General features: G+C 59.3%; 27 protein-coding genes. 22 read left to right on the top strand and 5 right to left on the bottom strand.

Features of this window, described 5'->3' with window-relative positions; genetic code table 11:
- The first annotated feature begins 84 nt into the window (after positions 1 to 84).
- Both BN1189_RS05450 and bioB read left to right on the top strand, forming a co-directional pair.
- Complete coding sequence (locus BN1189_RS05450) at positions 85 to 690, top strand: biotin transporter BioY (protein ID WP_040226302.1); 606 nt, start codon at positions 85 to 87, stop codon at positions 688 to 690.
- A gap of 5 nt (positions 691 to 695) precedes the next feature.
- The gene (gene bioB, locus BN1189_RS05445) at positions 696 to 1,688 is read left to right on the top strand and encodes a biotin synthase BioB (protein ID WP_040226432.1); all 993 of its coding nucleotides are present in this window, start codon (positions 696 to 698) and stop codon (positions 1,686 to 1,688) included.
- Between the two features lie 45 nt (positions 1,689 to 1,733).
- Here bioB and BN1189_RS05440 read toward each other — a convergent pair whose 3' ends face one another.
- From BN1189_RS05440 to BN1189_RS05430, 3 genes are all read right to left on the bottom strand, one after another.
- Positions 1,734 to 2,174 (bottom strand): HEAT repeat domain-containing protein, encoded by a 441-nt coding sequence (locus BN1189_RS05440; protein WP_040226299.1) that lies wholly within the window; start codon positions 2,172 to 2,174, stop codon positions 1,734 to 1,736.
- Positions 2,167 to 2,448: a hypothetical protein gene (locus BN1189_RS05435; protein WP_040226297.1), complete on the bottom strand. Its 282-nt coding sequence runs from the start codon at positions 2,446 to 2,448 to the stop codon at positions 2,167 to 2,169. Before BN1189_RS05435 ends, BN1189_RS05440 begins: the two co-directional genes overlap by 8 nt.
- A gap of 136 nt (positions 2,449 to 2,584) precedes the next feature.
- Entirely contained in the window at positions 2,585 to 3,211 is a 627-nt protein-coding gene (locus BN1189_RS05430) for a LysE family transporter (protein ID WP_040226294.1), read from the bottom strand.
- A 376-nt stretch (positions 3,212 to 3,587) separates the two neighbouring features.
- On the opposite strand from BN1189_RS05430, the gene BN1189_RS05425 reads away from it, so the two are divergent.
- The 9 genes from BN1189_RS05425 (at position 3,588) to BN1189_RS05385 (ending at position 13,675) form a co-directional block, all read left to right on the top strand.
- Complete coding sequence (locus BN1189_RS05425) at positions 3,588 to 4,244, top strand: hypothetical protein (RefSeq protein WP_052455659.1); 657 nt, start codon at positions 3,588 to 3,590, stop codon at positions 4,242 to 4,244.
- 203 nt (positions 4,245 to 4,447) lie between these two features.
- The gene (locus tag BN1189_RS05420; protein ID WP_040226292.1) at positions 4,448 to 5,068 is read left to right on the top strand and encodes a class I SAM-dependent methyltransferase; all 621 of its coding nucleotides are present in this window, start codon (positions 4,448 to 4,450) and stop codon (positions 5,066 to 5,068) included.
- Positions 5,069 to 5,213: 145 nt separating this feature from the next.
- Entirely contained in the window at positions 5,214 to 5,705 is a 492-nt protein-coding gene (locus BN1189_RS05415; protein WP_040226427.1) for a flavin reductase family protein, read from the top strand.
- A 150-nt stretch (positions 5,706 to 5,855) separates the two neighbouring features.
- Positions 5,856 to 6,500 carry a LytTR family DNA-binding domain-containing protein gene (locus tag BN1189_RS05410; protein WP_040226290.1) on the top strand — a complete coding sequence of 215 codons (645 nt, stop codon included), beginning with the start codon at positions 5,856 to 5,858 and terminating at the stop codon, positions 6,498 to 6,500.
- A 163-nt stretch (positions 6,501 to 6,663) separates the two neighbouring features.
- On the top strand, positions 6,664 to 8,184 hold the full coding sequence (locus tag BN1189_RS05405; protein ID WP_040226288.1) for an acetyl-CoA hydrolase/transferase family protein: 1,521 nt from the start codon (positions 6,664 to 6,666) through the stop codon (positions 8,182 to 8,184).
- A gap of 126 nt (positions 8,185 to 8,310) precedes the next feature.
- Positions 8,311 to 8,859: a cysteine hydrolase family protein gene (locus BN1189_RS05400; RefSeq protein ID WP_040226286.1), complete on the top strand. Its 549-nt coding sequence runs from the start codon at positions 8,311 to 8,313 to the stop codon at positions 8,857 to 8,859.
- A gap of 127 nt (positions 8,860 to 8,986) precedes the next feature.
- Positions 8,987 to 10,846: a hypothetical protein gene (locus BN1189_RS05395; RefSeq protein WP_040226283.1), complete on the top strand. Its 1,860-nt coding sequence runs from the start codon at positions 8,987 to 8,989 to the stop codon at positions 10,844 to 10,846.
- 25 nt (positions 10,847 to 10,871) lie between these two features.
- Positions 10,872 to 13,061: a hypothetical protein gene (locus tag BN1189_RS16255; protein ID WP_052455658.1), complete on the top strand. Its 2,190-nt coding sequence runs from the start codon at positions 10,872 to 10,874 to the stop codon at positions 13,059 to 13,061.
- Between the two features lie 17 nt (positions 13,062 to 13,078).
- A complete protein-coding gene (locus BN1189_RS05385; protein WP_052455657.1) occupies positions 13,079 to 13,675 on the top strand; it encodes a class D sortase in 597 nt (198 codons plus the stop codon).
- Positions 13,676 to 13,736: 61 nt separating this feature from the next.
- On the opposite strand, the gene BN1189_RS05380 is transcribed toward BN1189_RS05385, so the two are convergent.
- Positions 13,737 to 14,099, bottom strand: a complete 363-nt coding sequence (locus BN1189_RS05380) for a hypothetical protein (protein ID WP_040226281.1) — start codon at positions 14,097 to 14,099, stop codon at positions 13,737 to 13,739.
- 197 nt (positions 14,100 to 14,296) lie between these two features.
- Here BN1189_RS05380 and BN1189_RS05375 point away from each other — a divergent pair, with 197 nt between their 5' ends.
- On the top strand, positions 14,297 to 14,983 hold the full coding sequence (locus BN1189_RS05375; protein WP_040226279.1) for a benzoate transporter: 687 nt from the start codon (positions 14,297 to 14,299) through the stop codon (positions 14,981 to 14,983).
- A 70-nt stretch (positions 14,984 to 15,053) separates the two neighbouring features.
- Positions 15,054 to 15,383, top strand: a complete 330-nt coding sequence (locus BN1189_RS05370; protein WP_143242246.1) for a hypothetical protein — start codon at positions 15,054 to 15,056, stop codon at positions 15,381 to 15,383.
- 55 nt (positions 15,384 to 15,438) lie between these two features.
- Here the strand turns inward: BN1189_RS05370 and mgtE are convergent, their stop codons facing one another.
- Positions 15,439 to 16,797 carry a magnesium transporter gene (gene mgtE / locus BN1189_RS05365; protein WP_040226275.1) on the bottom strand — a complete coding sequence of 453 codons (1,359 nt, stop codon included), beginning with the start codon at positions 16,795 to 16,797 and terminating at the stop codon, positions 15,439 to 15,441.
- A gap of 196 nt (positions 16,798 to 16,993) precedes the next feature.
- On the opposite strand from mgtE, the gene dacB reads away from it, so the two are divergent.
- From dacB to trpA, 9 genes are all read left to right on the top strand, one after another.
- Positions 16,994 to 18,481, top strand: a complete 1,488-nt coding sequence (gene dacB / locus BN1189_RS05360) for a D-alanyl-D-alanine carboxypeptidase/D-alanyl-D-alanine endopeptidase (RefSeq protein WP_040226273.1) — start codon at positions 16,994 to 16,996, stop codon at positions 18,479 to 18,481.
- A gap of 513 nt (positions 18,482 to 18,994) precedes the next feature.
- Positions 18,995 to 20,350, top strand: coding sequence for an anthranilate synthase component I family protein (locus BN1189_RS05355; protein ID WP_040226271.1), 1,356 nt, complete (start codon positions 18,995 to 18,997; stop codon positions 20,348 to 20,350).
- Positions 20,347 to 20,961, top strand: a complete 615-nt coding sequence (locus BN1189_RS05350; RefSeq protein WP_040226270.1) for an anthranilate synthase component II — start codon at positions 20,347 to 20,349, stop codon at positions 20,959 to 20,961. The genes BN1189_RS05355 and BN1189_RS05350 overlap by 4 nt, the downstream gene beginning before the upstream one ends.
- 204 nt (positions 20,962 to 21,165) lie before the next feature.
- Positions 21,166 to 22,197, top strand: a complete 1,032-nt coding sequence (trpD, locus tag BN1189_RS05345) for an anthranilate phosphoribosyltransferase (protein ID WP_040226267.1) — start codon at positions 21,166 to 21,168, stop codon at positions 22,195 to 22,197.
- Positions 22,194 to 23,279, top strand: coding sequence for a hypothetical protein (locus BN1189_RS05340; protein WP_082194150.1), 1,086 nt, complete (start codon positions 22,194 to 22,196; stop codon positions 23,277 to 23,279). Before trpD ends, BN1189_RS05340 begins: the two co-directional genes overlap by 4 nt.
- Positions 23,276 to 24,067 carry an indole-3-glycerol phosphate synthase TrpC gene (trpC, locus tag BN1189_RS05335; RefSeq protein WP_040226265.1) on the top strand — a complete coding sequence of 264 codons (792 nt, stop codon included), beginning with the start codon at positions 23,276 to 23,278 and terminating at the stop codon, positions 24,065 to 24,067. The genes BN1189_RS05340 and trpC overlap by 4 nt, the downstream gene beginning before the upstream one ends.
- Positions 24,064 to 24,681, top strand: coding sequence for a phosphoribosylanthranilate isomerase (locus BN1189_RS05330; protein ID WP_040226263.1), 618 nt, complete (start codon positions 24,064 to 24,066; stop codon positions 24,679 to 24,681). The genes trpC and BN1189_RS05330 overlap by 4 nt, the downstream gene beginning before the upstream one ends.
- On the top strand, positions 24,681 to 25,913 hold the full coding sequence (gene trpB / locus BN1189_RS05325; protein ID WP_040226262.1) for a tryptophan synthase subunit beta: 1,233 nt from the start codon (positions 24,681 to 24,683) through the stop codon (positions 25,911 to 25,913). The genes BN1189_RS05330 and trpB overlap by 1 nt, the downstream gene beginning before the upstream one ends.
- Positions 25,903 to 26,252: tryptophan synthase subunit alpha (gene trpA, locus BN1189_RS05320; protein ID WP_040226260.1), on the top strand; the 350-nt coding region annotated here is incomplete at its 3' end. The genes trpB and trpA, both read left to right, overlap by 11 nt.

The raw sequence follows: 26,252 nt of genomic DNA, 5'->3' as shown, positions 1-26,252 counted from the left end.
ACAAGGATTCGGCTTTATTAAGATTTTCATTGTTAACACTTTATTTATTTTAGTTTACCCATTTAGAGAGAGAGGGAAATTTCCATGGAAACAGTCTCACGGTCCTATCCGAGGTGGCAGGCGATCGACATGGTCCACTGTGCGCTGTTCGCCACGCTCATGATGATCGGCGCCAACATCACATCATTTGCCCCGTTCCTCGTGTTTGGAGGCGTGCCGATCACGCTTCAGACTTTCTTCGCCGTCCTGGCGGGCCTGATGCTCGGCAGCCGGAAAGGGGCGGCGGCCTGTGCGGTCTACATGCTCATCGGGCTTGCCGGAGCGCCGGTGTTCGCCCGTTTCAGCGGCGGGGCTTCGTCACTCGTGTCTCCGACGTTCGGGTTCATCGTGTCGTTCATTTTCGCCGCATGGGCGGCGGGCAAGATCATCGAGCGCCGCCGGTCGGTCATCGCGTTCGTCATCGCGGCACTTGTCGCGACGGCGATCAACTACCTGTTCGGCACAAACTGGATGTACGCGGCGTACATGCTGTGGGCGGGGGCGCCGGACGGCTTCTCCTATGAACTCGCCTGGATCTGGATGCTGCCGCCGCTCCCGAAAGACATCGCGCTGGCCGTCCTGGCGGGCTTTTTCGCCCACAGGATGCAGAGAGTCCTGAAACTGCTCCCGACCATACAAACGAAAGGATGATCGAGATGAACTGGCAGGCACTTGCACAGGAAGTGATCGAAGGAAAGGAACTGACGGACGCGGAGGCGATGGCGGTCCTCGAGTCGGACGACGACGAGCTGCTTCCGCTCCTCGACGGGGCGTTTACCATCCGCCGGCATTACTTCGGCCGGAAAGTGAAGCTCAACATGATCATCAATGCGAAAAGCGGCTACTGCCCGGAAAACTGCGGCTACTGTGCGCAGTCCCGCGATTCCACAGCGCCGATCGACAAGTATCCGTTCATCACGAAAGAACAGATCCTCGAAGGCGCAAGACGTGCCCACGAAAACAAAATCGGCACATACTGCATCGTTGCAAGCGGCCGCGGCCCGACGACGAAAGACGTCCGCGTCGTGAGCGAAGCCGTCGAGGAGATCAAGGAAAAATACGGCCTGAAAGTGTGCGCCTGCCTCGGCATCCTGAAGGAAGAGCAGGCGGCGAAGCTGAAGGCGGCCGGCGTCGACCGGTACAACCACAACCTGAACACGTCCGAGCGCCATCATGACTTCATCACGACGTCACATACATACGACGACCGGGTGGGCACGGTGGAAACGGCAAAGCGCAATGGCCTGTCCCCGTGCTCCGGCGCCATCGTCGGCATGAAGGAGACGAAGGAGGACGTGATCGACATCGCCCGCTCGCTGCGCGTGCTCGACGCGGACTCGATTCCCGTGAACTTCCTCCATGCCATCGACGGTACAAAACTCGAAGGGACGAACGAGCTGAACCCGCGCTACTGCCTGAAAGTGCTAGCGCTGTTCCGCTACATTAACCCGACGAAGGAAATCCGGATTTCGGGCGGGCGCGAAGTGAACCTCCGCTCGCTCCAGCCGCTCGGCCTGTACGCCGCCAACAGCATCTTCGTCGGCGACTACCTCACGACCGAGGGCCAGGAGGACAACAGTGACTTCCGGATGCTCGAAGACCTCGGATTTGAAATCGAACTCACCGAAAAACAGGCGGAACTCGTCTGAAATGAGAAAAGGCTTGCAGGAACCGCTGACGGTTTCCGCAAGCCTTTATTTGATGAACCCTTTCTTAATAGAGGCAAACGAGGCCCTTCTCCTCACATACTCATCCGGATCGTTCATGAACAGATCGAGCAGACGCCGGATTTCTTGGGGATCTCCATCCACCTCGCCGAGGCCGTGGGCGATTTGCCCGCGGGCATCCGGATCGGGAAACTCAACCGCCTGTCCGGCAAGGAAGAGGAGGTGGGCCGGGTTTTCCACGAGCAGATCCAGAATGTTTTCCCCCTCGTTGTCCCTCGCCAGAATGTAGAGCCATTCTTCCGCCAAAGAAGAATCCAGGCTGCCCGCGGGCATCTGCTTGAGCGCCTTTTCCGCTTCCCGGTAAATGCGCGCCCAGTCTGGATAATAAAACTCCCATTCCCCAAACGGACCTGCTGTCGCTTTGGCCCATTCCCGGAAGCGGCCGATCTCAGAAAGCAGCTCATGCATGGCCGGAAAGTCCTTTGGCATTTTTTCTCTTGAGAGTTTGGAAGGCGAAGAACAAAAGGGCTAAATAAATGAATAGCACGCAGGTACCGAGCAAAGGAGACAAGGCATACAGACGAGCCAGTTGATACAGCCCATATACACCAAAGGCCGACAATACAATCAGGCCGGTCCGTCTTTTCCGGCGGTAGAACATCATGAACAAGATCATGGCCAATGTGCCGTTGATCAGGGCGACGCACAAAATCATGAGAAAATCCGCTATACCAAATTCCAAACAACCATCCCCCATGGATGTCTGAACGTTCTGACTCCCATTTTATCATTTATGAAGATATCTTGAAAACTGCCCATATACGGAAACGCGGCGCATGCAGAAGGTTCTTAAGCATGCACCGCGTTTTATTTGACGATCAAAGCGCCGTCTTGATCCCGAATCCGACGAGCAGGGCACCGGCGGATTTTTGGAAGATGTTTTGGAAGCGGGTGTTGTTCAGCCAGCGTTTGGCATGGTCCATGATAAAGACGAGCAGGAAGAACCAGCCGACCGCGAGTCCCGTCAAGATCAGTCCGAGAATGATGAGCTGTTCGTTGACGTTGCCGCCGAGGTCGAGAAACTGCGGCATGATCGTCACATAGAGGAGAACGGTCTTCGGATTGAAGATATTGCTCAGCATGCCCTGGCAGTAAGATTCCTTGTGGGCGCTGCCTTTTTTGGACTCATCGCCGGCCGTTTCATTCACCGTGTCCATCGAGAAGAAGCTTTTCGAGAACAGGCTCTTGATGCCGAGAAAGATCAGATAGGCGGCCCCGAGGTACTTGATGACGTTGAAGAGCACGACCGACTTCGCAATGACGACGGCAAGTCCGAGCACGGCGATCAGCGTCCAGAACAGGAGACCCGTCGCCATTCCGAGCGTGGAATAGCGCCCGGCCTTCGTCCCGTGGCTGAGTGTGTTGCGCACGAGCAGGATTGTGTCCGCGCCGGGCATGACGACCATCATCATGGCGATCGGGATGTAACCGAGGAGTCCGTCCATCTGATATAACCTTCTTTCCGGAATGTGGTATGTGAATAATTATAAAGCACAATCCTTGAATTCCTCGGTTAAAAGTATTTTCAGACGAGTTTGAAAGGGTTTTCATGTATAATGATACGATTAATATGCAGAATATCGCATTTCATGTCGAACGCTCCCGGCAGCTTCCGCACAAAAGACGCACGGAAATAATAATGGACGGCAAAGTAAAACGGATTCCCTTCCCTATTAGGGTGTCACCTAAACTTTGTCGTGGTATTTATTTCCTTAAAAATCGGCAAGGATTTTCTTTGCCAACTCTCATGGCGCTCTCATCACCCTCTCATTTGCCGGGGTTAAATTATAAGCATCCCAAACAACGAAGGAGAGGATTTACATGAAAAAAGTAATCACAGCCGCAATGAGCATCGCCATGATCGCATCCGCAGGGGCAGGCGCAGCAGGCACCTTCCACGCAGACAAGGCCGAGGCGGCCGCACCGGCAGCGTACTCTTCCCACTCGAACTACCACAACGCCTACAACAACTTCTCGTTCGGCCAATCGGTCAAAGACCTTGCCGAATATGCGACAGTCACATCGGTGATCGGCCAAGACCTGAACGGCCGCATCGTGGAAAACAGCAGCTACAAACGGACGGTCCAGTACACGAACGCATACGGACAGCCGCAGTACAAATCGATCTTCATGAAAAAGCAAAACACCGTCAAAGTGATCGACTTCCGTGGCGGACAGCTCTACTACGGAGCACTGAAGGCCGAAACTCCGCAAGCACCGGATCAGGATGTCGTAAAGCCGGACACACCAGCAACGGACGGCATTTCCTCGCTTCCTGAATATCATAAGCTCGCTTCCGTCGTGAGCCTCGACGGCCTCACGCCGGCCATCGCAGAAGACAACTACAACAAACGCGTCATCGTCCTCAAAGGCGCAAATGGCCACGGCGAATTTAAATCAATCTTCATCAAACGCACGAACATGCTGAAAGTGATCGACCTCGACGGCGGCCAGATCTTCTACGGAAGCATCCGCTGAGGCGTTGAACCTCCCCGGTTCGCCGGACCTGAAAAACCCACACACAGAAAGCACCCATTCACCCGGCTGCGGCCGGGAGGCGGGTGCTTTTTTGATGGAAGCCGTACGGCCCCCATACGGCTTCCATCCGTTCATTGCGCTACAATGAAGTCATCCGGCCTTTTTTTGCGCGGAGGATCTTTCATTAACCGGAGGGGTTTCTGATGAATGAACACGACATGGACCGCCTGCTCGGCATCCGGACGGCGGGCGTGCAGGACTGGGGCGTCCGGTCGATCCACGACAACCGGTATGAGGCGACGCCCTACGAAGCGCTCGATGCATTGCTCGACAACTGCCCGATCGGCCGGAGGGACGGAATCGTCGACTACGGGAGCGGCAAGGGACGGGTGGCATTTTACCTGAACCACCGGACCGGGGCATCGGTGACGGGCATCGAGATGGACGGCTCGCTCTATCTCCAGTCACTTGGGAACCGGGACGCGTATATGATAAAGAAGAAGACCCGGCTGAAAGGCTCGGTCTCTTTCCTGAACTGCAGGGCGGAAGACTACCGCGTCAAGGGGCTGGACACGGTGTTCTTTTATTTCAATCCGTTTTCCGTCAGCCTGTTCGCCAAGACGATCAGCCGGATTCTGCAGTCCGCGGAAGAACGTCCGAGGCCCGTTTCCGTGCTTCTGTATTACCCGACGCTCGATTACCTCAGCTTCATGGAACATCACACGCCGTTCGTCCACGCGCTCGACCTGCCGATTCCGGGATTGTCGGAAAACAATCCGAACGAACGCTTTTCAATCTGGAAAATAGCGGATTGTTCCACGTGAAAAAGGACATTGAGCAAACAGGTCGAAAAACGTGTGATTGTTCTGATATAGTTGGGATGCAATCATGCGCTCTATCTGAATAGAAAAGGGCTCTCTTATGGAGCAGCCCTTCCGTATATGAGGGGGAAATGAGGTGAAATTAATGATGGACGATCAAAAAATCGCCCACTTCAAAGAAGTGATGGGGAATTATCCGACAGGGGTGACGGTCATCACGACGACCGCTCCGGACGGAACACCGGTCGGCATGACGGTGAATTCGTTCGCATCGGTGTCGCTGGACCCGACGCTCATCCTCTGGTCAATCGACAAGCGGGTATCGCTTTATGATATTTTCACGAATGCAAAAAAGTTCGCCGTCCACGTGCTGGCAGGGGATCAGGGCGAGCTTTGCGCCCTCTTTGCAAGCCGGGGCATCGACCGGTTTGAAAACTGCGAGTGGGAAATGTCCGCTGACGGAGTGCCGATCATTGAAGGGGCTACGGGCGTTCTCCACTGTGACACGCATTCGACGATCGGCGGAGGGGATCACCGCATCATCATCGGTGAAGTGAAAGAGATTGATAATCACCGGAAAGATCCGCTTCTGTATCATCGCCGGAAATTTGATGCGATTCCCGACTCCTTCCATGAATGAGCCGGCCGCACACGGAGCACCGTCCAGGCGGTGCTTTCTTTTTATTCGGCGATCTGGAACCCGGCTCTGGGCGAGTGTTGACCGGGTGGCCGTCCGAGCCGGCATTCATTGTATAATGAAGAAAAGGAATCCGAAAGCAGGTGTTTTCTAATGGAGCCATTCACGGAAAAGGAACTGCTGGACGTCATGGGCGAGCTGTTCTCGGACGAAGTCTCGATCGCCGTGACCGACAGGGAACAGTACGTCTACTACCGTCCGAGCAAGCGGGTCGACCTGAAGATCCGGCCAGGCGATCCGGTGAAAGAAGGCACGATCGCCCACCAGGCGCTCTCATCCGGGCAGAAATCATCCGAGTTCATCGACCGGTCCGTCTTTGGCGTGCCGTATCACGGGATGGCGGTCCCGTTCCACCGGGACGGCGAACTCGAAGGGTGCGTCCTGGCGATTTATCCGACCTATACGGAAGGGAAATCAGTTGTAACGATCCGGACGGAAGATGGATGGAAGCCGGTCCCGTTCCCGGATGTGGAGTATTTCGAAGTGAAGGAGCGGAAGACCCATGTCATCGCCGGCAAAGTGACGGGCACGCACAAAAACACCCTGCAGGAGTTCGAATACATTCTCCCGAGGGACATGTTCGTCCGCTGCCACCGATCATTCATCGTCAACGTCCATCATATCCGGGAAATCTTTCCCGATTCCCACTCAACATTCCTGCTGGAGATGGACTCGGGCGAGCGGGTGCCGGTGAGCCAGTCATACTCAAGCTATTTCAGGAAGATCCTAGGCTTCTGAAATTGTACGGTTTTAGACAAACTTTTCTGTGTCCCGGCCATGAAACCGGCTTTCCTGTCCGAAATCCTCTCTCATGAAAGCGTTTTAGGGAATAATGATAGCAAGAGAATTTAGACTTGCAACGTTATTACCCAAAACTATATTCAGAAGAGGTTGATTTCATATGACAGTACAAAATGATCGGATTCAGAACCAGTCTCTGCAAAGCCGTGTCGTTTCTCCTGAACAGGCCGCTTCCTGGATTGAAGACGGCATGACGCTCGGCCTGAGCGGCTTCACCCGCGCAGGCGACGTGAAAGCGGTTCCGTTTGCGCTTGTCGAACGGGCGAAGGAAGAAGAATTTAAAGTGAACGTGTTCACCGGCGCCTCCCTCGGCTCCGACATCGACGCCTTGTTCGCGGAAGCGGGGATCGTTCACAAGCGCCTCCCGTTCCAGGCGGATCCGACGATGCGAAAGAGCATCAACAACGGGGACATGTTCTTCGTTGACCAGCATCTTTCCCATACGGCCGAACTGGTCCGGGCAGGCGTCATGGGACCGATCGATTTTGCGATCGTCGAGGCGATCGCCGTGAAGGAAGACGGCATGATCATCCCGACCACGTCCGTCGGCAACTCTTCCCTGTTCGCCATGCACGCGGACAACATCATCGTCGAGATCAACATGGCGCAGACCCCGCTCCTTGAAGGGGTCCATGATATCTACGACACGGGCAGACAGGGCGAGCGCGGTCCGATTCCGCTGACGACGGCAAGAGACCGGATCGGCACGGCCGGCATCCAGGTCGACCCGGAGAAGATCCGCGGCATCGTCTTCACGGAACAGGAGGACTCCCCGTCGACGATCGTCCAGCCGGATGACGAGACCCAGGTCATGGCGGGCCACCTGCTCGACTTCCTGCGCAATGAAATCAAAGCGGGCCGCTTCGACGAAACGCTCGCACCGCTCCAGTCGGGGATCGGCAGCGTGGCGAACGCCGTCCTGCACGGCATGATTGATTCCGAGTTCGAGCATCTCGAGGTGTACTCGGAAGTGCTCCAGGATGCAGTGTTCGACCTGATCGATGCGGGCAAGGTCGACTTTGCTTCATGCTGCTCGATCACGCTGTCAGACGAGAAGATGAAGAAAGTGTTCGGCAGCTTTGAACAGTATCGCGATAAACTGATCATGCGTCCTCAGGAAATCTCGAACCATCCGGAAATCATCCGCAGACTCGGCCTCATCTCGGTCAACACGGCGCTTGAATTCGACATTTACGGAAACGTCAACTCGACGCACGTCTCCGGAATGAAGATGATGAACGGGATCGGCGGTTCCGGCGACTTCGCCCGCAACGCGCGCCTGGCGATCTTCGTCACGAAATCAACGGCGAAAGGCGGCAACATCTCGAGCATCGTGCCGTTCGCCACGCATATCGATCACACCGAGCATGATGTCGATGTCGTCGTGACCGAGCAGGGCTATGCGGATCTCCGCGGACTCGCGCCGCGCGAGCGTGTGCCGCTCATCATCGAGAACTGTGCACATCCGGACTATAAGGAACAGCTGTGGGCGTATTACCAGGAAGCGCTCGAGCGCGGCGGGCAGACCCCGCACGTTCTGGAAAAAGCCTTCTCCTGGCACCAAAATCTTGCCCAAAACGGTACGATGAAACTTGAAAAGAACACGGCAGCCGTGCGCTGACCGTGGAAGGACCCGATTTCCCATGGTGGGAGCCGGGCCTTTTTTCATGGCAAGGCAAAAGTGTAAAGACACGTGACAGACTCATTGGTATAATGGGAGATGATAAAGACACGGAGGGATCGGAAGATGAAAAAAGCGCTGATCAATGTGGATTATACGGTTGATTTCGTCGCGGAGGACGGCAAGCTCACATGCGGGGAGCCGGGCCGGGCAATCGAAGGGGAGATCGTCAGGCTGACGGAGGAATTCATTGCCGCAGGAGACTACGTCGTGTTTGCCATCGACCGGCACGAGGAAGGGGACTCCTTTCATCCGGAGAACAAGCTGTTCCCTCCCCATAACCTCGCCGGGACGCCGGGCATGGAGCTGTACGGAGACCTCCGCAAAGTTTTCGAAGCGCACCGGGAGGACCCGAACGTCCATTACATGAACAAGACCCGGTACAGTGCGTTTGCGGGAACAGATCTGGAAATCAAGCTGAGGGAGCGGAGCATTACGGAGATTCATCTGGTTGGGGTCTGTACGGATATTTGCGTGCTTCATACCGCTGTTGACGCGTACAATAAAGGCTTTGCCATCGTCATCCACAAAAATGCCGTGGCGAGCTTCAACCCGGCAGGACACGAGTGGGCCCTTGGTCACTTCTCGAATACACTCGGCGCAAAAGTGGTTTAAGTTAAAATAGGATCAAATGCCTGTTTCAGGGGAAAGGAGACTCTTTCCTCTGATTTTTTTGTTATTGCCGACAGATTCGGGGAAGAGAAAAGCTGAACCAGAATACATATTGAGAGGGGGTGAACAGATGAAGCGATTTGTGACCGGCGCCTTTCTTTTCGGGATGCTGATTGCCGCCCTGCCGGCAGGCGTTGCCCTGGCCGCCGAAGACGGTGACGGTGACGGAACTGCGGAGAAGAGGCAGGGCCTCGTCGGCGGCGTCCTCGGAGCAGTCGGAGATACGGTCAAAGGTGTCACGGATCTCGCGGGCGATACGGTCGGCGGTACACTGGAGACTGTCGGATCCACCGTGGAAGGGACGGTCAAGGGCGTGGCCGACACCGTCGGATCTGTCGCCGACTTCACGGAAAACACGGTGAAGACGGTCGCCGACCCGGAAACATATAAAAATCCGTCAGAGAGCAAGCCGGTGTCAAGCATCGTGAACAACACGACCGGCCTCGTCAAGGAAACCGTCGACAACACGCTGCCGGCTGCGGAAAATGCAGTCGGTGATACGGCGGGTCTCGTGGCGGACACGGCAAAAGGCGCAACGGAGACGGTGCGCGAGACGACGGGTGCCGTAAACGAAGCCGCAAAAGACGTGCCAGTCGTATCCAACGCGGTTGAAGCAGTCGACAAGACGGCCGGAGCGGCACTGGAACTGGCCGATGACACGGTCAGCAACACAGCCGGCACCGTGACGGATACCGTCAGCGGGGCGACCGGAAGCGTGACGGAGACGGTCGGATCTGTCGCAGACTTTACAGAAAATACGGTAGAGACCGTGACCGATCCCGAAACTTACCGGAACCCGGCCAAAAGCCGCCCGGTTTCCGCGATCGTGAACAACACGACCGGCCTTGTCGATGAGGTAGTTGGAAATACGCTGCCCGTTGCAGAAAATGCAGTGGACGACACTGTAGGCCTCGTGCAGGACACGGCAAAAGGCGTCACGGAAACCGTCCGGCAGACGACCGGTGCCGTCAGCGGAGCCGTCCAGGACGTGCCTGTCGTTTCGGAAGCGGCTGGAACGGTTGACGGCCTCGTCGGAAACTTGACCGGAACCGTCGACACTGTGCTCGGCAAGACGGCCGAAACGGTCGGCGGCACGACGGAGGCGGTGACCGGGACAGTGGACGAAACCGTCGGTACGGTGACCGGAACAGTCGATGAGATCGTTTCCGGAGTGACCGATCCGATCGTACGGGTGCCGGAAAAGAACACACCGGCAGAAAAGCCGATGCTTCCCGTGACCAAACCTGACCGTCCGGCAGCTGACAAAACACCGGCTCCCGAAAGTCCGTCAATCGGCGGCATGAACCCGGAAACGGACCGTCCGGCACCACAGCCGGGACCGACTCCGGCAGGACCGGAGGCCCCTTCCCCGGAGGCGGACCGTCCGTCGGCAAAGCCTGTCCTGCCTGAAGCGGAATCAGAACAGCAGCAGGCAGCAGGGCCGATGGATGTTTCAGATGATCCGTCAACCGGAGCTCCGGAGTCCGAATCGGCAGCCGGCCCGGCTGGATCAGGGCCGGAGTCTGCGGAAGCCCCATTTGCCGCCGAACCGGAAACAGCCGCGGCGGCAACCGGACTCCCTGAAGACGAGCGGAGCGAAAAGGCGACGCCGCGCAGTATTGATGGAGAAACAACGGAGTCAAACGACACGGAAGAACCTGCCCCGGCCCCGTTTCTTGACGGCCGAAGCCCCGTCGGCACGACGACAGTCAGTCAGGCAAATGCCGGCGGACAGTCTGCCCAGTCCGCAAGTTCTTCTCCTGCCGGCGGAAGCGGCGATGTGCTGCAAGGAGTGATCGGAACTCCTTCAGCCGGGCTTTCGGATTCCGGCGCGGCCTGGCTTGCGGAGAATCACTTGAGAAAGAGTCAATGGACGAACGCTCCACCGGGACAACCTCCCAAAACCACTCCTTTTTTTAACTTGATCTGATCAATTAAAAAAAGGAGAGAATAACATGAAAACAAAATGGATGAAAATCGCAGGCACCAGCTTCGGGCTCTGCCTCGCACTCACTTTCGCACCGGCAGCAACCGGAGCGGAAAGCGACGGAAACCTTCTGGAACTGGACGTAAACGTGCTCACGGACAAGGAAGACACGGCCAAAATCGCGGATGTGAAAGTGGAAGACGCGCCCGTCCTCGGCTCAGTGAGCGTGGAAGTCCCGTCAGAGACGGAAGAAGGAAACGCAGTCGTCAATGCGAATGTGGCAGACAGTGCGGTCGGCAATCTCAATGCGGACGTTCTTTATGAACAATCGTCTTCGGACGAAACCGGCAGCTCGGAGAAATCCGGCGTAGCGAACGTGACGCTCGAAGACAGCCCGGTCGGCGACGCGCAGGTCGACGTCCTGTCCGAAGAGTCGGCCGCGGAAGAAACCGGCAGTTCGGAGAAATCCGGTGCGGCGAACGTGACGCTTGAGGACAGCCTGGTCGGCGACGCGCAGGTCGACGTCCTGTCCGAAGAGTCAGCCGCGGACGAATCCGGCAGTTCGGAGAAATCCGGCGCGGCGAACGTAACGCTCGAGGACAGCCCGGTCGGCGACGTGGAAGCGGATGTTCTTTATGAAGAGTCGGCTCAAGACGAGTCGGATGCGTCAGAAGAAACCGGCGTGGTGAACGTCTCGACCGGCGGTTCTTCTTCCGCTTCGCTAGAGGAAGACGCGGCTTCAGAAGCACCGGCCGACGAAGCGGCAGATCCCCAAAAAGGCGGCCTCGGTTTGAATCTGAACAATCTCCCATTGCTCGGCAATGTGCGCATCGGTCTGCTTGAGCATGAGAAGGACGGCGAATCCGGCAGCAGCTCGCTGATCAATATCGGACTTGACGGCGGAATCCTTGATGATGTGGAAGTCGGGGTTCTGAGCCAGTCCGAGTCGGCGGACGGATCGAAGAAAGGTTCGGTCGCATCCGTCAATCTCGACAACAAGCTGCCGAATGACGTGGCAGTTGACTTAATCGGCGGCGAAAAGTCCGAAACGGAAGACAGCTCTTCATTCGACGGCGGTATCGTTGAAGTGAACGCATCGAACCTGCCGATTCTCGAACAGACCCATGTCGGTGTGATTGACCGCCACGAAGCGGCCGATGGACAATCGACGTCCAGCTCTTCAGGTCTTGTGCAGGGAGACATCATAAACGACCTGCTTGGGAAAGTGGACCTGGATGTGCTGGCGAAAGACGAAGTGACCACGGAAGAGGGGACGTATATCAAAAAAAGCGGAGTCTCCCTCCGCTTGCCCGATCTTCCAATCATCCCGGTCAATGTGGACATTCTCGTCAAGGAGCAATTCAACCCGGCTGCCGTCACTCCCCCGGTGACACCGCCGGGCGAAGGCACAGACCCAGGTGAAGGCGAAAATCCGGATGAAGGTACAAACCCGGGCGAAGGCACAAACCCAGGTGAAGGCGAAAACCCGGGCGAAGGCACGAATCCGGGTGAAGGCGAAAACCCGGGCGAAGGCACGAATCCGGGTGAAGGCACAGACCCGGACGAAGGCACAAATCCAGGTGAAGGCGAAAATCCGGATGAAGGCACAAACCCAGGCGAAGGCACAGACCCAGGTGAAGGCACAAACCCGGGCGAAGGCACAAATCCGGGCGAAGGCGAAAACCCAGGCGAAGGCACGAACCCAGGTGAAGGCACAAACCCAGGCGAAGGCGCAAACCCGGATGAAGGCACGAACCCAGATGAAGGCGAAAACTCGGGTGAAGGCACAAACCCAGGCGAAGGCACAGATCCGGGCGAAGGTGAAAATCCGGATGAAGGCACGAACCCAGACGAAGGCATAAATCCGGATGAAGGCACAGATCCGGAAGAGGGTACAGGCCCGAACGGTAACGCGGGCAACCCGGATGACGGCTGGAATGACGCGGTGGAAGGTGAAGAGTTCGACAACGATAGCACGGACGAAGCGACCGGGTTTGTTCCGGGCAACAACATGACCGGTTCGAACGGCAATGGATCAGGCTTTGGAAACGGTATGTCCGATACAGGTGCATCCGGCAAGACTCCAACGCCTGCTATGAGCGGGATGATCACCGGCGCTTCGCTGCCAAAAACCGGCGGATTCCTGAACAGCATGATGTTGCTCCTGATCGCCCTCACGCTGATCGGCGGAGGCATCGGGATGAGGAAATTTGTCTGAGCTGAGAAGGTGATGAGATGAGAAAATCGATCAAACGGCTCGGAAGCCTGTTCATCCTGGCCGGCATCCTCCTCCTGTTCTGGCTCGGGGAAGGCCACCTTGAGAACCGGAAGGCGCAGGATCGCCTGATTGATTCGTTTGAGTCAATCCGTGCGGAAGCGCATGGCCCGGAGGAGGCGAGTCCGGTTCCCGACGGGGAATCGGCTCATCTGAAGGACGGGGTGAAAGGCATTCTCGAGATACCCGAAATCGATCTCCGGCGCGCCGTCTTGGACGGGGCGACTCCGGAAAATCTGGATCTCTCGCTCGGTACGATTTCTGGTCTGGACGACCCGGCGACGGACGGCGGCAGCCTCGCCATCGCCGGTCATCAGACCCATGTGTTCGGAGAATATTTCAGCCGGATCGACGAACTCGAACCCGGTGACCGGATCACCTACGAGACGGCATCCGGCACCTACACGTATGAAGTCTTCCGAAGCCTCATCGTGGATCCCCACGAAGTGAGTGTGCTGGACCGGCAGGACGGGCTTGCGCTCATGTCGCTTGTCACCTGCTGGCCCAGACACTCTGATGCCCAGCGGCTGATCGTCCAGGCAAAACGCCTTGACTGAACTGAACAGCAAAAACCCCGGACCGTCCAAACAGGTCCGGGGTTAATATTTGTGGAATCGTTCAATACAATCCGGTGCCGGCCAATTGAAGCAAGGTTCGAACGATATACCTTTTGCCAAGTTCGTCATCATCAAAGTTTTTCTCGCTGTAGACGTGGCCTCTCTCCCTAAAAAAGGTAACCCACTTGCCGGCTTCATCATAATAATGAAATCCTTCAGCTAGGGAATGCTTGCCTGTGCGTTCGCTTCGCGGAATGCCGTGAATCAGCGTATATTTACATACTTCATCTGCGGTAACTGTAAAAACATCGGAATACCGATGCTTTGTCATGTTGTCCACACCCAGCGTTTCACAAGCAAAACGCAGTGCATCCCCATAAAGCAGCACCCTGATCTGCGTCTCCTTATCAACCATATCGTCCAACTGTAGTTCACTCCATCCGTCTGTTGTCATTCAACTTTAGCATCGGAAACATCGGGTATAAACCTCATCGTTGCTCAGTCGGAAGTTCTGATCATCGATGACACCGCCTGCCGCTGAGAACCAGTCTGGTTGTCCTAAGGGTACTTTTCAGAACCGTTTCTATAAAGTACGATGGGAAAAAGAAAGAAGGGATTGCGATGACTGAAATACTATTCGAAGGAAAATTGCCGAACGGCCTCCGCGTCACGATGCGCCCGCTCGGCAGGACGAGTCTGCCGGAGATCCTTTACCTGCAGGAGGAAGTGATCGATGCACTCGAGGATCCGGCCCGTCTTCAGCCGCTCAGCGAGGAGGAATTCCTGTTCATCCTCGAAGGGAACGGGGACATGATCGGCGTTTTTGACGGGGAGGAGATGATCGCCTGGCGGGCGATGCTCATCCCGGACAATGACCATGAGGGCCTCGGCCGGGATGTGGGCGTGCCGGAGGAAGACATCCCGAAAGTCATCTATCAGGAAATCTCCGCCGTCTCGCCGCGCTTTCGCGGAAACGGCCTTCAGAAGATGATGGCGGGCGTCCTCATGGACCGCGTGGACCGGAACCGGTTCCGCTACGTGTGCGCGACCGTCATGCCCGGCAACATCCCGAGCCTGAAAGATAAGTTTTCCCAGGGACTTGAGGTGGCGGCGCTGAAAGACAAATACGGCGGCAAGCTCCGTTATGTATTCGTGAAGGATCTCGCGGCACCGGAACAGTCGCGGACCCGGTCGCAGCTCATCCCCATGGCAGACATTGCCGGCCAGCAGGCGCTCCTCGCCGACGGCTGGCGCGGCACGGAACTGATCCGGACTGATGAGGACTGGCAGGTGCAATACGAGCGCTGACTCTTGGATCCCGTTACATGCATGCCGGCATATACTGATCAGAAAGATCATGTGTCAGGGAAGTGAAGCCATGCGGGAGACTGGCCAATTTCGGTTTGGTCAGAATAACAGGAGTCAGGAGAACGGAGGGGGCAGCGGTATAAGCCGGGGTGCAGCCATCGGCTTGGTCGGCGCAATTCTGGAAGTGATCGGGGGCACGCTGGAAGTTGTCGGAGCAGCGATCGCGATCGAAGAAGACCGGATTGCCGACGAACAGTTGCAGAAAAGGTTTCAGCAGATCCAAAAACAGATAGACGAGCTGAACGGACGGCTGGATCAGAACCACTCATCTGATACCAACGACCGGCTCATGGCCTTGCTGGAAAAGATTGTTGAAAACCAAAAGGCCGATGAAAAATAAAGCAGCCGCACCTCACTCGGAGGCCGGCTGCTTTGTTTTTGATCACCGGATGGCATCAAGTCAGCTTCGACAGGAAAGCCGTTGCGATCCCAAAATATATCAACAAGGAAAGAATGTCGTTCACCGTCGTGATGAGCGGACCTGATGCAACGGCCGGGTCGAACTTGAACCGGCTCAGGATGAGCGGGATGATTGTCCCGGCGAACGTCCCGATGATCAGCGTCAGGACGAGCGAGGAGCCGACGACGATGCCGAGCATGAAGCTGCCCTGCCAGATGAATGCAATCACGGCGATGAGCGCACCGCATGTGATCCCGATGATGACGCCGACGATCAGTTCCCGGACGATCAGTTTCAGCGACTGCTTCAAGTCGATGTCGTCGGAGGCGAGGCCGCGGACGACAACCGCGAGCGACTGTGTTCCGGTGTTCCCCGTCATCCCGGCGATGAGCGGCATGAAGAAGGCAAGCGCCACGACCTGTTCGAGTGTCGCTTCGAAGCCGCTGATGATGCTGCCTGAGACAAGTCCGATGAAGAGCAGCAAAATCAGCCAAGGAAGCCGCTTGTAGGCGGCGGTGAGCGGCTTCGTGTGAAAATCGATCTGCTTGCCGCTCGCCATGAGCATCTCAATGTCCTCGTCGGCTTCCCGGACAATGATATCGATGACATCATCGAAAGTGATGATCCCGACAAGCACGCCGTCCTCGTCCGTCACGGGAACCGACACGAAATCATAGCGGGCGAACTGCTTGGCCACGTCTTCCTGATCGGTGAAGGCGTCCACGGAAATAACCCGCCGGGACATGATGTCCGTGATCTTGGCATCCGGGTCGGCGAGCAGCAGCTGCCGGTAGGAGACGACGCCGATCAGCTGCTTGTCATTATTGATGACGTATATATAGTTCATGGAAGTCGCATAACCACTATAATACCGGAGCTTCTCGGTTGTCTTGGCCACCGAGTAGTTCTCATGCACCCAAACGAACCGGTTCGTCATCGAGCGGCCTGCAGAATCCGCCGGGTAATCAAGGATCTTCCGGACGTTCTCCGCTTCTTCGCGGACCATCATGTTCGTGAGCCGGTCGATCTCCTCCGGCTTCAGATCCGTCAGCATGGCGGCCAGATCATCATTTTGCATCATGTCGAGAATCGGGATCGCCTTGTCCGGATCGAGCGACTGGATGAGCTCGACCTGATTTTTCGCCTTCAAGTACGGAAGCATCTCCGTCAGCATTGACAAATCCATGCAATCCACAAAGATTGGGTGCAGCTTGCGCGGAATCTTCATGTACTGGATCGCCTGGTCATACGGACGCAGATCCTTCAGTAACTTCACAAACCCTTCCCGGTCACCCTCTTTCAGTGTCCGGTTGAGGGCGATCGTCAATTCTTCCCGGTTTTCCTTGACCACCAATTCCCTCGCCTCCAATCCATCTCTATCTACTGTGCTTCATATATACCCTCTTTGTCCACCGTTAGTCGCCAGGCAACCGGGCCGGGACTTTCCTCCCGGATCGGCAAGTCTAAAATGCGCCCTTCATATGATGGAACATTCAGACTTCCATTGTTAAACTGGTCAAAACGAATGAAAAACCAAAGGAGGAACACCCATGCCGGCATCCCCGAAAAAATGGTTCACCGCCATTGCCCTCTCCGCCCTGCTGCTCGTTCCTGCGGCTGCAGTTGAAAGCCCGCATACCGCCGTCGCCACAGAAGAGCATGCCGCGCTCGGCAATTCGCTGAACGAAATCCTGAACGACCCCCGTCTCGCAGGCGCGACCATCGGGGTGAACGTATCGAAGGCATCGGACGGAGAAACGGTTTACGCGCATACCGACGATCTGCTGCTCCATCCGGCCTCGAACATGAAGATCCTGACGGGCGTCGCGGCACTCGAGGTTCTCGGACCCGACCACCGGTTCACGACCGACGTCTCCCATGACGGGCGGCTGAACAACGGGGGCATTCTTCACGGAGACGTCTACCTGCGCGGCAAAGGGGACCCGACACTTCTCAAGGAGGACTTCGAGCGGTTCGCCAAGGATGTGAAGGCGAAAGGCGTAAAGAAGATCAAGGGCGACCTCATCGCCGATGCCAGCTGGTTTGACGACATCCGGCTGTCCGAAGACCTGAACTGGTCCGACGAGTCGAATTACACGGGGGCTCCCGTTTCTGCGCTCACCGCCTCGCCGAACACCGACTTCGATGCCGGCACGGTGATCGTGAACGTGAATCCGGGCAAAACCGCCGGCGACCCGGCAAAGGTGACACTCGACCCGGCGACCGATGCGGTAAAGATCGACAATCGGGCCAAAACCGTGGCAAAAGACGGCAGGAAGAGCGTCTCGATCGAGCGGGCCCACGGGACGGATACGATCGTCATCACCGGCACCATCCCGGCCGGCGCGACGGCCTCCCGCTCCTGGACTGCCGTCTGGGACCCGTCCCTCTATGCGCTGGATCTGTTCAGGAAGGCGCTCGAGGCCGAGGGCATTTCCATTGCAGGCGGGATGAAGAAGGGCATCGTGCCGGACGGCGCTGCGACTCTCGCCTCCAAGCAGTCAATGCCGCTCCGTGACCTGTTCATCCCGTTCATGAAGCTGAGCAACAACGGCCACGCCGAAGTGCTCGTGAAGGAAATCGGCAAGCAGTCGGCGGGCGAAGGGTCCTGGGACGCGGGGCTGAACGTCATGTCGGACGTCCTGGCCGGATACGGGCTGGACACGGCGGGGATGCGCTTCCGCGACGGATCGGGCATGTCCCATAAAAACCTCGTGACCGCAAAGCAGCTGTCCGATCTGCTGTACGCCGTCCAGGCCGGGCCGTGGTTCCCGGTGTTCCTTGATTCCCTGCCGGTTGCGGGAGATTCCGACCGCATGACCGGCGGCACGCTGCGCAACCGGATGCAGGAAGGTCCGGCGGCCGGGAACGTCCGTGCCAAGACCGGCTCGCTCACCGGCGTCTCGACCCTGTCCGGCTATGTGACCGGAGCGGACGGAGAGGAATACATCTTCTCCATCCTCTTCAACAATTACCTGGCCGGCTCCGTCACGCCGATCCAGGACGAAATCGCCGAAGCCATCGCCGGACAGGAATAACAGCGGCGGGCGGCTGAATAGACTGAAGGACGGGGATGGACAGGGCGGCCGAAAAAGCCTTCTATGTTTTTCTCTGAAAAAGGTTGACCTAATTTTCTAAACACTGTAAGATGAGAAACAACTTTTCGTCCGTGAGGGGCAGGAGGTGCCGGGAGCGGCATCGCCCTTGGATCAAAAGCTGAGAAGAGTTGAGCATAGCCGAGAAATTGCAGAGCAGGAAGAGTAGCATGCGCCGGGCGGACCCAGAGAGCCGGCGGCTGGTGGAAGCCGGCCCGCCCCGCATGTGAATGGACCTGTGAGAGCCGCCGCGATTCTAAATCGCAGCGGACGTCCCTCCCGCGTTAAGGGAGCATGCCCGGATTCCCGGACATGGCCGAGCGGGGGCGATGACCCCAACCGGAGGTGGCAACGCGGAATTGATTCCGTCCTCCGCAACAGGACTTCTGTGCCTGTTGCGGGGGATTTTTCATTTTCCGGACATCGGCAGTCATTTCAAAGAGGAGTTGAGCAGAGTTGAGAACAGCGGAGCAGAGAGTAACGGTGAGAAAGCTGGAAGGGGACGGACTGACGCCGGTGTCGGTGTTCAGGCGCCTGAAGGGGAAGCGGAAGTTCCTGCTGGAGAGTTCCGGAGCCCGTGACGGATCCGGCCGGTATTCATATATCGGGCAGAATCCGGCGAAGGTGTTCCGGGCCGAAGATGGCGTGCTGGAAGAGCTCGACTGCCGGAGCGGGAAAACCTACCGGCACGAGGGTGATCCGGTCATGCTGCTGAAGCGGCTGCTGCCGAGAATCTCGGCGACGGCGGAGTTCCCGTTCACGGGCGGCGCGGTCGGCGCGATCGGCTACGGGGCGGCGGGCCTGGACAGCCGGCATGAAAAGACGGGGCCTGACGTGCTGCTGAATGTGTATGCCGGGCTGGTCGTGTTCGATCATCTGCTCGGCACGGTGTCCATCGTGCAGACGGATCTCGGCGATGGGGCGGAACAGGAGGCACGACAGCTGGAAAAAGAGATCCTGGAAGGCGAAGAGCAGCAGGACGGCGGCTTCTCGCTCGGAGAGTTCGCATCCGAAACGGACCGGCCGGCATTCGAGCAGGCAGTCCGGCAGGTGAAGCGGCATATTGCCGGGGGCTCCCTTTACCAGGCGGTCCTGTCGCGGGAACTCCGGGCGGCATTCGAAGGCGACCCGTTCTCGCTCTACCGGCGCCTGCGCAAGCGCAACCCGTCGCCGTATATGTACTTTATCGATCTTGGGGAGACGGTCGTCGTCGGGACATCCCCCGAAAGCCTCGTGAAGGTGAAGGACGGCATGCTTTCAATGAATCCGATTGCCGGAACCCGGCCGCGCGGCTCGGACCCGGACGAGGACCGGGCGCTGGAAGCGGACCTTCGCCGGGATCCGAAAGAGCTGGCCGAGCACGACATGCTCGTCGATCTCGGCCGGAACGACATTGCAGCGGCGGCCGAACCGGGAACCGTCAGCGTCACGGCCTACCAGGAGATCGTGCGGTATGAGCACGTCATGCACCTCGTCTCCGAAGTGGAAGGGATACTGAGGAAAGGCTTCGATCCATTCGACGCCATCCGGGCATGCCTGCCGGCGGGCACGGTCACCGGTGCGCCGAAGCGCCGGGCGATGGCGCTCATCGACGAACTTGAGCCCTCTCCCCGCGGCCTGTACGGCGGCTCGGTCGGTTTCATCGGTTTCAACGGCAACATGGACATGGCACTCGCCATCCGGACATTCTTCATCCGGGACGGCGTCGCATCCGTCCGGGCGGGTGCCGGCATCGTGTTTGATTCACAGCCGGAAGCCGAGTACCTGGAAACGGCGAACAAGGCGCGTTCACTTCTGGAGGTGGTCAAATGATCCTGCTGATCGATCACGACGATTCATTCACCCATAACCTGGCAGGCGCGCTGGCCGTGCTCGGGGAGGAAGTTGGCATTCTGGACGGCCGGACGGCGGATTTGGCCTCGGTCGAGCGCTTTGGCCCGTCCGCGATCATCCTGTCATCCGGCGCCGGCTCGCCGGATGACTGGCCGGCATCGGTCGGGATCGTCCGTGAGTTCGGGAAGGATATCCCGATCCTCGGCATCTCGCTCGGCCAGCTGATCATCGGGGAGGCGTACGGTGCTGTGAGGACCCGGTCGATCCGCCACGGAAAGGCATCCGCCGTCCGGCATGACCGCGGCGGGCTGTTCGCCTACATTCCGCAGCCGTTCCGCGCGATGTGCTGCCACTCGGCGGTGCTCGGCCGGGAAGGGCTGCCCGACACGCTCCGGGCGGATGCCTTTTCGATGGAAGACGGTGCCGTCATGGCCGTCCGGCACGAATCGCATCCGGTGTACGGACTCCAGTTCCACCCGGAATCAGTCGGCACCGGGCAGGGAGAACGACTCCTCGCCGCATTCCTGGAAGAAGCGGAGCGGTTCCGGGCGATGAAACAGGCCGGAGGATTCATGTCCGGCCGAAGGTGACGGGGCAGAAAGTGTGAATGGGTGGCTTTTAGGGGCGAGTGAGCCGCTTTTCTACGCGAGTGAGCCGCTTTCCACCCCGAGTGAGCCGCTTTCCACTTCGAGTGAGCCGCAATTGATCCGGAGCGGGCAAACCCGCCCGGGAAAGACGTTCCGGCGGCAGAGGCTGCCGGGACGAAGAGCATAGCAGAGGAGAGATGAGCAAAGATGAGAGAATTCACGAAGAAAGTGCGGAACGGACTGGATCTGAACTACGAGGAAATGACGGAGGCGGCGCTGTTTGTGTTCGACGAGCGGACGCCGGAAGGGGAGATCGCGGAGTTTCTCGGCGCGCTTGCCGACAAGGGAGAAACGGCCTATGAAGTGGCGGCGCTCGCCGAAGTGGCCCGGAGCTTTGCGCTCGTTCCGGACTTCCCGGAAGCGCCCTATACCGACAACTGCGGGACGGGCGGCGACGGTTCCGGCTCCTTCAACATCAGCACGGCTTCGTCGTTCGTCCTCGCGGCCGCGGGGGTGCCGGTCGCCAAGCACGGCAACCGGAAGATCTCGAGCCGTGCGGGCAGTTCGGACGTGCTGGAGGCGCTCGGCATCAGGCTCGGGCAGGACGCGGAAGAGGCGGCCGAGCAGCTCCGCCGGGAAGGGATCGCGTTCCTGTTCGCCCCGGGGTACCATCCGAAGCTCAAGCGGATCGGCCGCATCCGCCGGCAGCTCGGCAGGCGGACGATCTTCAACCTGACCGGGCCGCTCACGAACCCGGCGCCGCTCGTCACCCAGTTCACCGGGATCAGCCGGAGCGATTTCACGATGGCATATGCGTCGGTCCTCCGCATGCAGGGGCGCAAGCGGGCGATCGTCGTCTGCGGCGCCGGCGGGATGGATGAGGCGTCGCTCGCCGGGCCGAACGATTTCGTGCTCCTCGATCAGGGCGACCTCATTCCGTTCACGCTCGATGCGGAAGACGTCGGGCTGACGTCCGCACCGCCCGAGGCCATCCGCGGCGGGGACGGGGAGGAAAACGCGGCGATCATCCGGAGACTCCTCAACGGGGAAAGAGGCCCTCATTTTGATACTGTCGCATTCAACGCGGGAATCGGCCTGTTTGCGGCAGGCGTTGCGGATACGGCGAGAGAAGGCGTCAGGCTCGCGATCGAGACGATCTTGTCGGGCAAGGCGATGGAAAAGCTGGAGGCGGTGGCGGCGTTCCACAGCCGGACGGAAAAGGAGGCAATTGCGCGATGACGATCCTGGACGAGATTCTCGAAGAAAAGCGCAGGCGGCTCGAGTCCCTGCGAAGTGAAGTGCCGGCATGCCCGGCGATCCGGCGGGAACGGCCGCGCCTGGCGGAAATGTTTGCACAAGCGAACGGCCTGGCCGTCATCGCGGAAGTGAAGCGGGCTTCGCCTTCAAAAGGGCTCATCAACGGGGGAGCCGACCCGGCCGTGCAGGCGGCGGCCTACGAGCGTGCGGGTGCGGCCTGCATCTCGGTCCTGACGGAAGAGAAATTTTTCAAGGGGTCGCTCGAAGACCTGGCAGCCGTCGCGGAGGCGGTCCGGATCCCGGTCCTCTGCAAGGACTTCATCATCGATGAACTGCAGATCGACCGGGCCCTCCAGGCGGGCGCGTCGGTCGTCCTCCTGATCGCCGCCGCCTTGCCGGAAGGCCGGCTCGCCGAGCTGTACCGGTATGCGTCGGACGCAGGCCTCGATGTGCTCCTGGAAGTCCACGACGCACAGGAAATGGACCGCGCACTCGCACTCGGCGCCCCGTTCATCGGCATCAACAATCGCGACTTGAAGACATTCCGGGTCGATCTCGCCCGGACGGAAGAACTGGCGGCGCGCNCGCTCGTCACCCAGTTCACCGGGATCAGCCGGAGCGATTTCACGATGGCATATGCGTCGGTCCTCCGCATGCAGGGGCGCAAGCGGGCGATCGTCGTCTGCGGCGCCGGCGGGATGGATGAGGCGTCGCTCGCCGGGCCGAACGATTTCGTGCTCCTCGATCAGGGCGACCTCATTCCGTTCACGCTCGATGCGGAAGACGTCGGGCTGACGTCCGCACCGCCCGAGGCCATCCGCGGCGGGGACGGGGAGGAAAACGCGGCGATCATCCGGAGACTCCTCAACGGGGAAAGAGGCCCTCATTTTGATACTGTCGCATTCAACGCGGGAATCGGCCTGTTTGCGGCAGGCGTTGCGGATACGGCGAGAGAAGGCGTCAGGCTCGCGATCGAGACGATCTTGTCGGGCAAGGCGATGGAAAAGCTGGAGGCGGTGGCGGCGTTCCACAGCCGGACGGAAAAGGAGGCAATTGCGCGATGACGATCCTGGACGAGATTCTCGAAGAAAAGCGCAGGCGGCTCGAGTCCCTGCGAAGTGAAGTGCCGGCATGCCCGGCGATCCGGCGGGAACGGCCGCGCCTGGCGGAAATGTTTGCACAAGCGAACGGCCTGGCCGTCATCGCGGAAGTGAAGCGGGCTTCGCCTTCAAAAGGGCTCATCAACGGGGGAGCCGACCCGGCCGTGCAGGCGGCGGCCTACGAGCGTGCGGGTGCGGCCTGCATCTCGGTCCTGACGGAAGAGAAATTTTTCAAGGGGTCGCTCGAAGACCTGGCAGCCGTCGCGGAGGCGGTCCGGATCCCGGTCCTCTGCAAGGACTTCATCATCGATGAACTGCAGATCGACCGGGCCCTCCAGGCGGGCGCGTCGGTCGTCCTCCTGATCGCCGCCGCCTTGCCGGAAGGCCGGCTCGCCGAGCTGTACCGGTATGCGTCGGACGCAGGCCTCGATGTGCTCCTGGAAGTCCACGACGCACAGGAAATGGACCGCGCACTCGCACTCGGCGCCCCGTTCATCGGCATCAACAATCGCGACTTGAAGACATTCCGGGTCGATCTCGCCCGGACGGAAGAACTGGCGGCGCGCGCCGGCAAGCGGGAGGGCGGCTTCGTCATCAGCGAAAGCGGGATCGCCTCGCCCGAAGACGCCGCAAGAGCGGAACGGGCGGGCGCGGACGGAATCCTCGTCGGGGAGGCGCTCATGCGGAGCGGCGACCCGGAAACGATGGTGCAGGCGTTCCGCTCAGCCGGACGCCCGGGGGTGACACCATGACGGGGGTGAAGATCTGCGGGCTCATGGAAGCCGAGCACGTGAAGGCGGCCGTGTCGGCGGGGGCCGATGCGGTCGGATTCGTCTTCGCCCCGAGCCGGCGGAAGATCGATCCGGCGTGGGCTTCGGAACTGGCGAAGCTCGTCCCGGACGGCGTGAAGAAAGTCGGGGTTTTCGTGAACGCGGCAGAAGAGGAAGTGAAGACGATCTGCCGGAACGTCCCGCTCGACCTCGTCCAGTACCACGGCGATGAAACACCGGATCAGATCCGCCGAATCGGCCTGCCGTCGATCAAGGCATTCTCGGTCCGCACGGAGGATGATGTGAAGCGGGCGGTGGACTATGACGTCGACTACTGGCTGTTCGACGCGCCGGGAACCGGTTTCCGGGGCGGCAGCGGGCGGGTGTTCGACTGGTCGCTGCTTGGCCGGGCCGGCATCCCGCGGGAGCGGACGATCATCGCGGGCGGCCTGAATGCCGGAAACGCGGCGGAAGCGATCCGCCGGACACGCCCGTTTGCGCTCGACGTCTCGAGCGGCGTGGAAACGGACAGGCGGAAAGACCCGGAACTCATCCGGGCGTTCATCCGCACAGTTAAGGAAAGGGGAGGAGCCTGATGGTGAACAAGGCGGAAACAGCAGCTTCTTACAGCGCGCCGGACGGGAACGGACGATACGGCGAATACGGCGGGCGGTTCGTCCCCGAGACGCTCATGCCGGCACTGCTGGAACTGGAGACGGCCTACCGGGAGGCGAAGGAAGACCCGGCGTTCATTGAAGAACTCGAATCGATCCTGAAAGACTACGTCGGACGCGAGACGCCGCTTTATTTCGCGGGTCGGCTCACGGAGGCGGCGGGCGGCGCGAAGATCTACCTGAAGCGCGAAGACCTGAATCACACCGGCGCCCACAAGATCAACAACGCGCTCGGCCAGGCGCTGCTCGCGAAGCGGATGGGCAAGCGGAAAATCATCGCGGAAACCGGCGCCGGCCAGCACGGCGTTGCGACCGCGACGGCCTGTGCGCTGCTCGGCCTTGACTGCATCGTCTTCATGGGACGGGAAGACATCCGGCGCCAGGAGCTGAACGTCTTCCGCATGGAACTGCTCGGCGCCTCGGTCGTTTCGGTGGACGGAGGGTCCGGCACGCTGAAGGACGCGGTCAATGAAGCGCTCCGCCACTGGGTCGCGAACGTCTCCGACACCCATTACATCATCGGATCTGCGCTCGGACCCCACCCGTTCCCGGAGATCGTGCGGGACTTCCAGCGGGTGATCGGCATCGAAACACGCCGCCAGATCCTCGAAGCGGAAGGGCGCCTGCCGGATGCGGTCGTCGCCTGCGTCGGCGGCGGCAGCAACTCGATCGGCATGTTCCATCCGTTCGTCGACGACCGCGAAGTCGCCCTGTACGGCGTCGAGGCGGCGGGGAGCGGCATTGAAACCGGAAAGCATGCGGCGGCGCTCACCGGCGGACGTCCGGGTGCCCTGCACGGAGCTTATATGTACTTGCTGCAGGACGAGGGCGGGCAGATCCTGGAGGCGCACTCCATCTCGGCCGGACTCGACTACCCGGGCGCGGGACCCGAGCACTCCCACTTTCGCGACACCGGCCGGGTTGCATACGGGTCGGTGACCGACGGGGAGGCACTGTCGGCCCTGCAGCTCCTTTCACGCAAGGAAGGCATTCTGCCGGCGCTCGAGAGCTCGCATGCCGTCGCGTTTGCGGCCGCGCTCGCCGGGAAGATGGACCCGGACGAAATCGTCGTCATCTGCCTGTCGGGACGAGGCGACAAAGACGTCGTGACGGTCAGGGAAGCACTGGAAGGAGGCGGCCGCCATGATGGTTGAGCGACTGGCAAACGCGATCGAACAGGCCAAACAAGACGGCGGATGCGCCTTCGTCCCGTACATCATGGCGGGAGACGGCGGGCTCGGCCGGCTCGAAGAGGACGTCCGGTTCCTTCAGGAGGCCGGGGCGACCGCGGTCGAGCTCGGCATCCCGTTCTCCGATCCGGCGGCGGACGGCCCGGTCATCCAGCAGGCGGGCATCCGCGCGCTCGAAGCCGGCACGACGCTCGGAAAGGTCATCGAAACGGTCCGCGGTTTCGGCGAGGACATCCGGATTCCGGTTATTCTCATGACTTATCTCAACCCGGTGCTCAGCCACGGACTCGCCGGGTTTGCGAA

It is taken from the genome of Bhargavaea cecembensis, from assembly GCF_000826125.2.
In the GTDB taxonomy this organism is placed as follows: domain Bacteria; phylum Bacillota; class Bacilli; order Bacillales_A; family Planococcaceae; genus Bhargavaea; species Bhargavaea cecembensis_B.
This window is presented reverse-complemented; position numbering and strand designations above follow the sequence as displayed.

What these genes read in the sequence shown, in the direction of transcription:
- BN1189_RS05450 (WP_040226302.1), top strand. Translation starts at nt 85, where the DNA reads ATGGAAACAGTCTCACGGTCCTATCCGAGGTGGCAGGCGATCGACATG.
- bioB (WP_040226432.1), top strand. Translation starts at nt 696, where the DNA reads ATGAACTGGCAGGCACTTGCACAGGAAGTGATCGAAGGAAAGGAACTG.
- BN1189_RS05440 (WP_040226299.1), bottom strand. Translation starts at nt 2,174, where the DNA reads ATGCATGAGCTGCTTTCTGAGATCGGCCGCTTCCGGGAATGGGCCAAA.
- BN1189_RS05430 (WP_040226294.1), bottom strand. Translation starts at nt 3,211, where the DNA reads ATGGACGGACTCCTCGGTTACATCCCGATCGCCATGATGATGGTCGTC.
- BN1189_RS05425 (WP_052455659.1), top strand. Translation starts at nt 3,588, where the DNA reads ATGAAAAAAGTAATCACAGCCGCAATGAGCATCGCCATGATCGCATCC.
- BN1189_RS05420 (WP_040226292.1), top strand. Translation starts at nt 4,448, where the DNA reads ATGAATGAACACGACATGGACCGCCTGCTCGGCATCCGGACGGCGGGC.
- BN1189_RS05415 (WP_040226427.1), top strand. Translation starts at nt 5,214, where the DNA reads ATGGACGATCAAAAAATCGCCCACTTCAAAGAAGTGATGGGGAATTAT.
- BN1189_RS05410 (WP_040226290.1), top strand. Translation starts at nt 5,856, where the DNA reads ATGGAGCCATTCACGGAAAAGGAACTGCTGGACGTCATGGGCGAGCTG.
- BN1189_RS05405 (WP_040226288.1), top strand. Translation starts at nt 6,664, where the DNA reads ATGACAGTACAAAATGATCGGATTCAGAACCAGTCTCTGCAAAGCCGT.
- BN1189_RS05400 (WP_040226286.1), top strand. Translation starts at nt 8,311, where the DNA reads ATGAAAAAAGCGCTGATCAATGTGGATTATACGGTTGATTTCGTCGCG.
- BN1189_RS05395 (WP_040226283.1), top strand. Translation starts at nt 8,987, where the DNA reads ATGAAGCGATTTGTGACCGGCGCCTTTCTTTTCGGGATGCTGATTGCC.
- BN1189_RS16255 (WP_052455658.1), top strand. Translation starts at nt 10,872, where the DNA reads ATGAAAACAAAATGGATGAAAATCGCAGGCACCAGCTTCGGGCTCTGC.
- BN1189_RS05385 (WP_052455657.1), top strand. Translation starts at nt 13,079, where the DNA reads ATGAGAAAATCGATCAAACGGCTCGGAAGCCTGTTCATCCTGGCCGGC.
- BN1189_RS05375 (WP_040226279.1), top strand. Translation starts at nt 14,297, where the DNA reads ATGACTGAAATACTATTCGAAGGAAAATTGCCGAACGGCCTCCGCGTC.
- BN1189_RS05370 (WP_143242246.1), top strand. Translation starts at nt 15,054, where the DNA reads ATGCGGGAGACTGGCCAATTTCGGTTTGGTCAGAATAACAGGAGTCAG.
- dacB (WP_040226273.1), top strand. Translation starts at nt 16,994, where the DNA reads ATGCCGGCATCCCCGAAAAAATGGTTCACCGCCATTGCCCTCTCCGCC.
- BN1189_RS05350 (WP_040226270.1), top strand. Translation starts at nt 20,347, where the DNA reads ATGATCCTGCTGATCGATCACGACGATTCATTCACCCATAACCTGGCA.
- trpD (WP_040226267.1), top strand. Translation starts at nt 21,166, where the DNA reads ATGAGAGAATTCACGAAGAAAGTGCGGAACGGACTGGATCTGAACTAC.
- trpC (WP_040226265.1), top strand. Translation starts at nt 23,276, where the DNA reads ATGACGATCCTGGACGAGATTCTCGAAGAAAAGCGCAGGCGGCTCGAG.
- BN1189_RS05330 (WP_040226263.1), top strand. Translation starts at nt 24,064, where the DNA reads ATGACGGGGGTGAAGATCTGCGGGCTCATGGAAGCCGAGCACGTGAAG.
- trpB (WP_040226262.1), top strand. Translation starts at nt 24,681, where the DNA reads ATGGTGAACAAGGCGGAAACAGCAGCTTCTTACAGCGCGCCGGACGGG.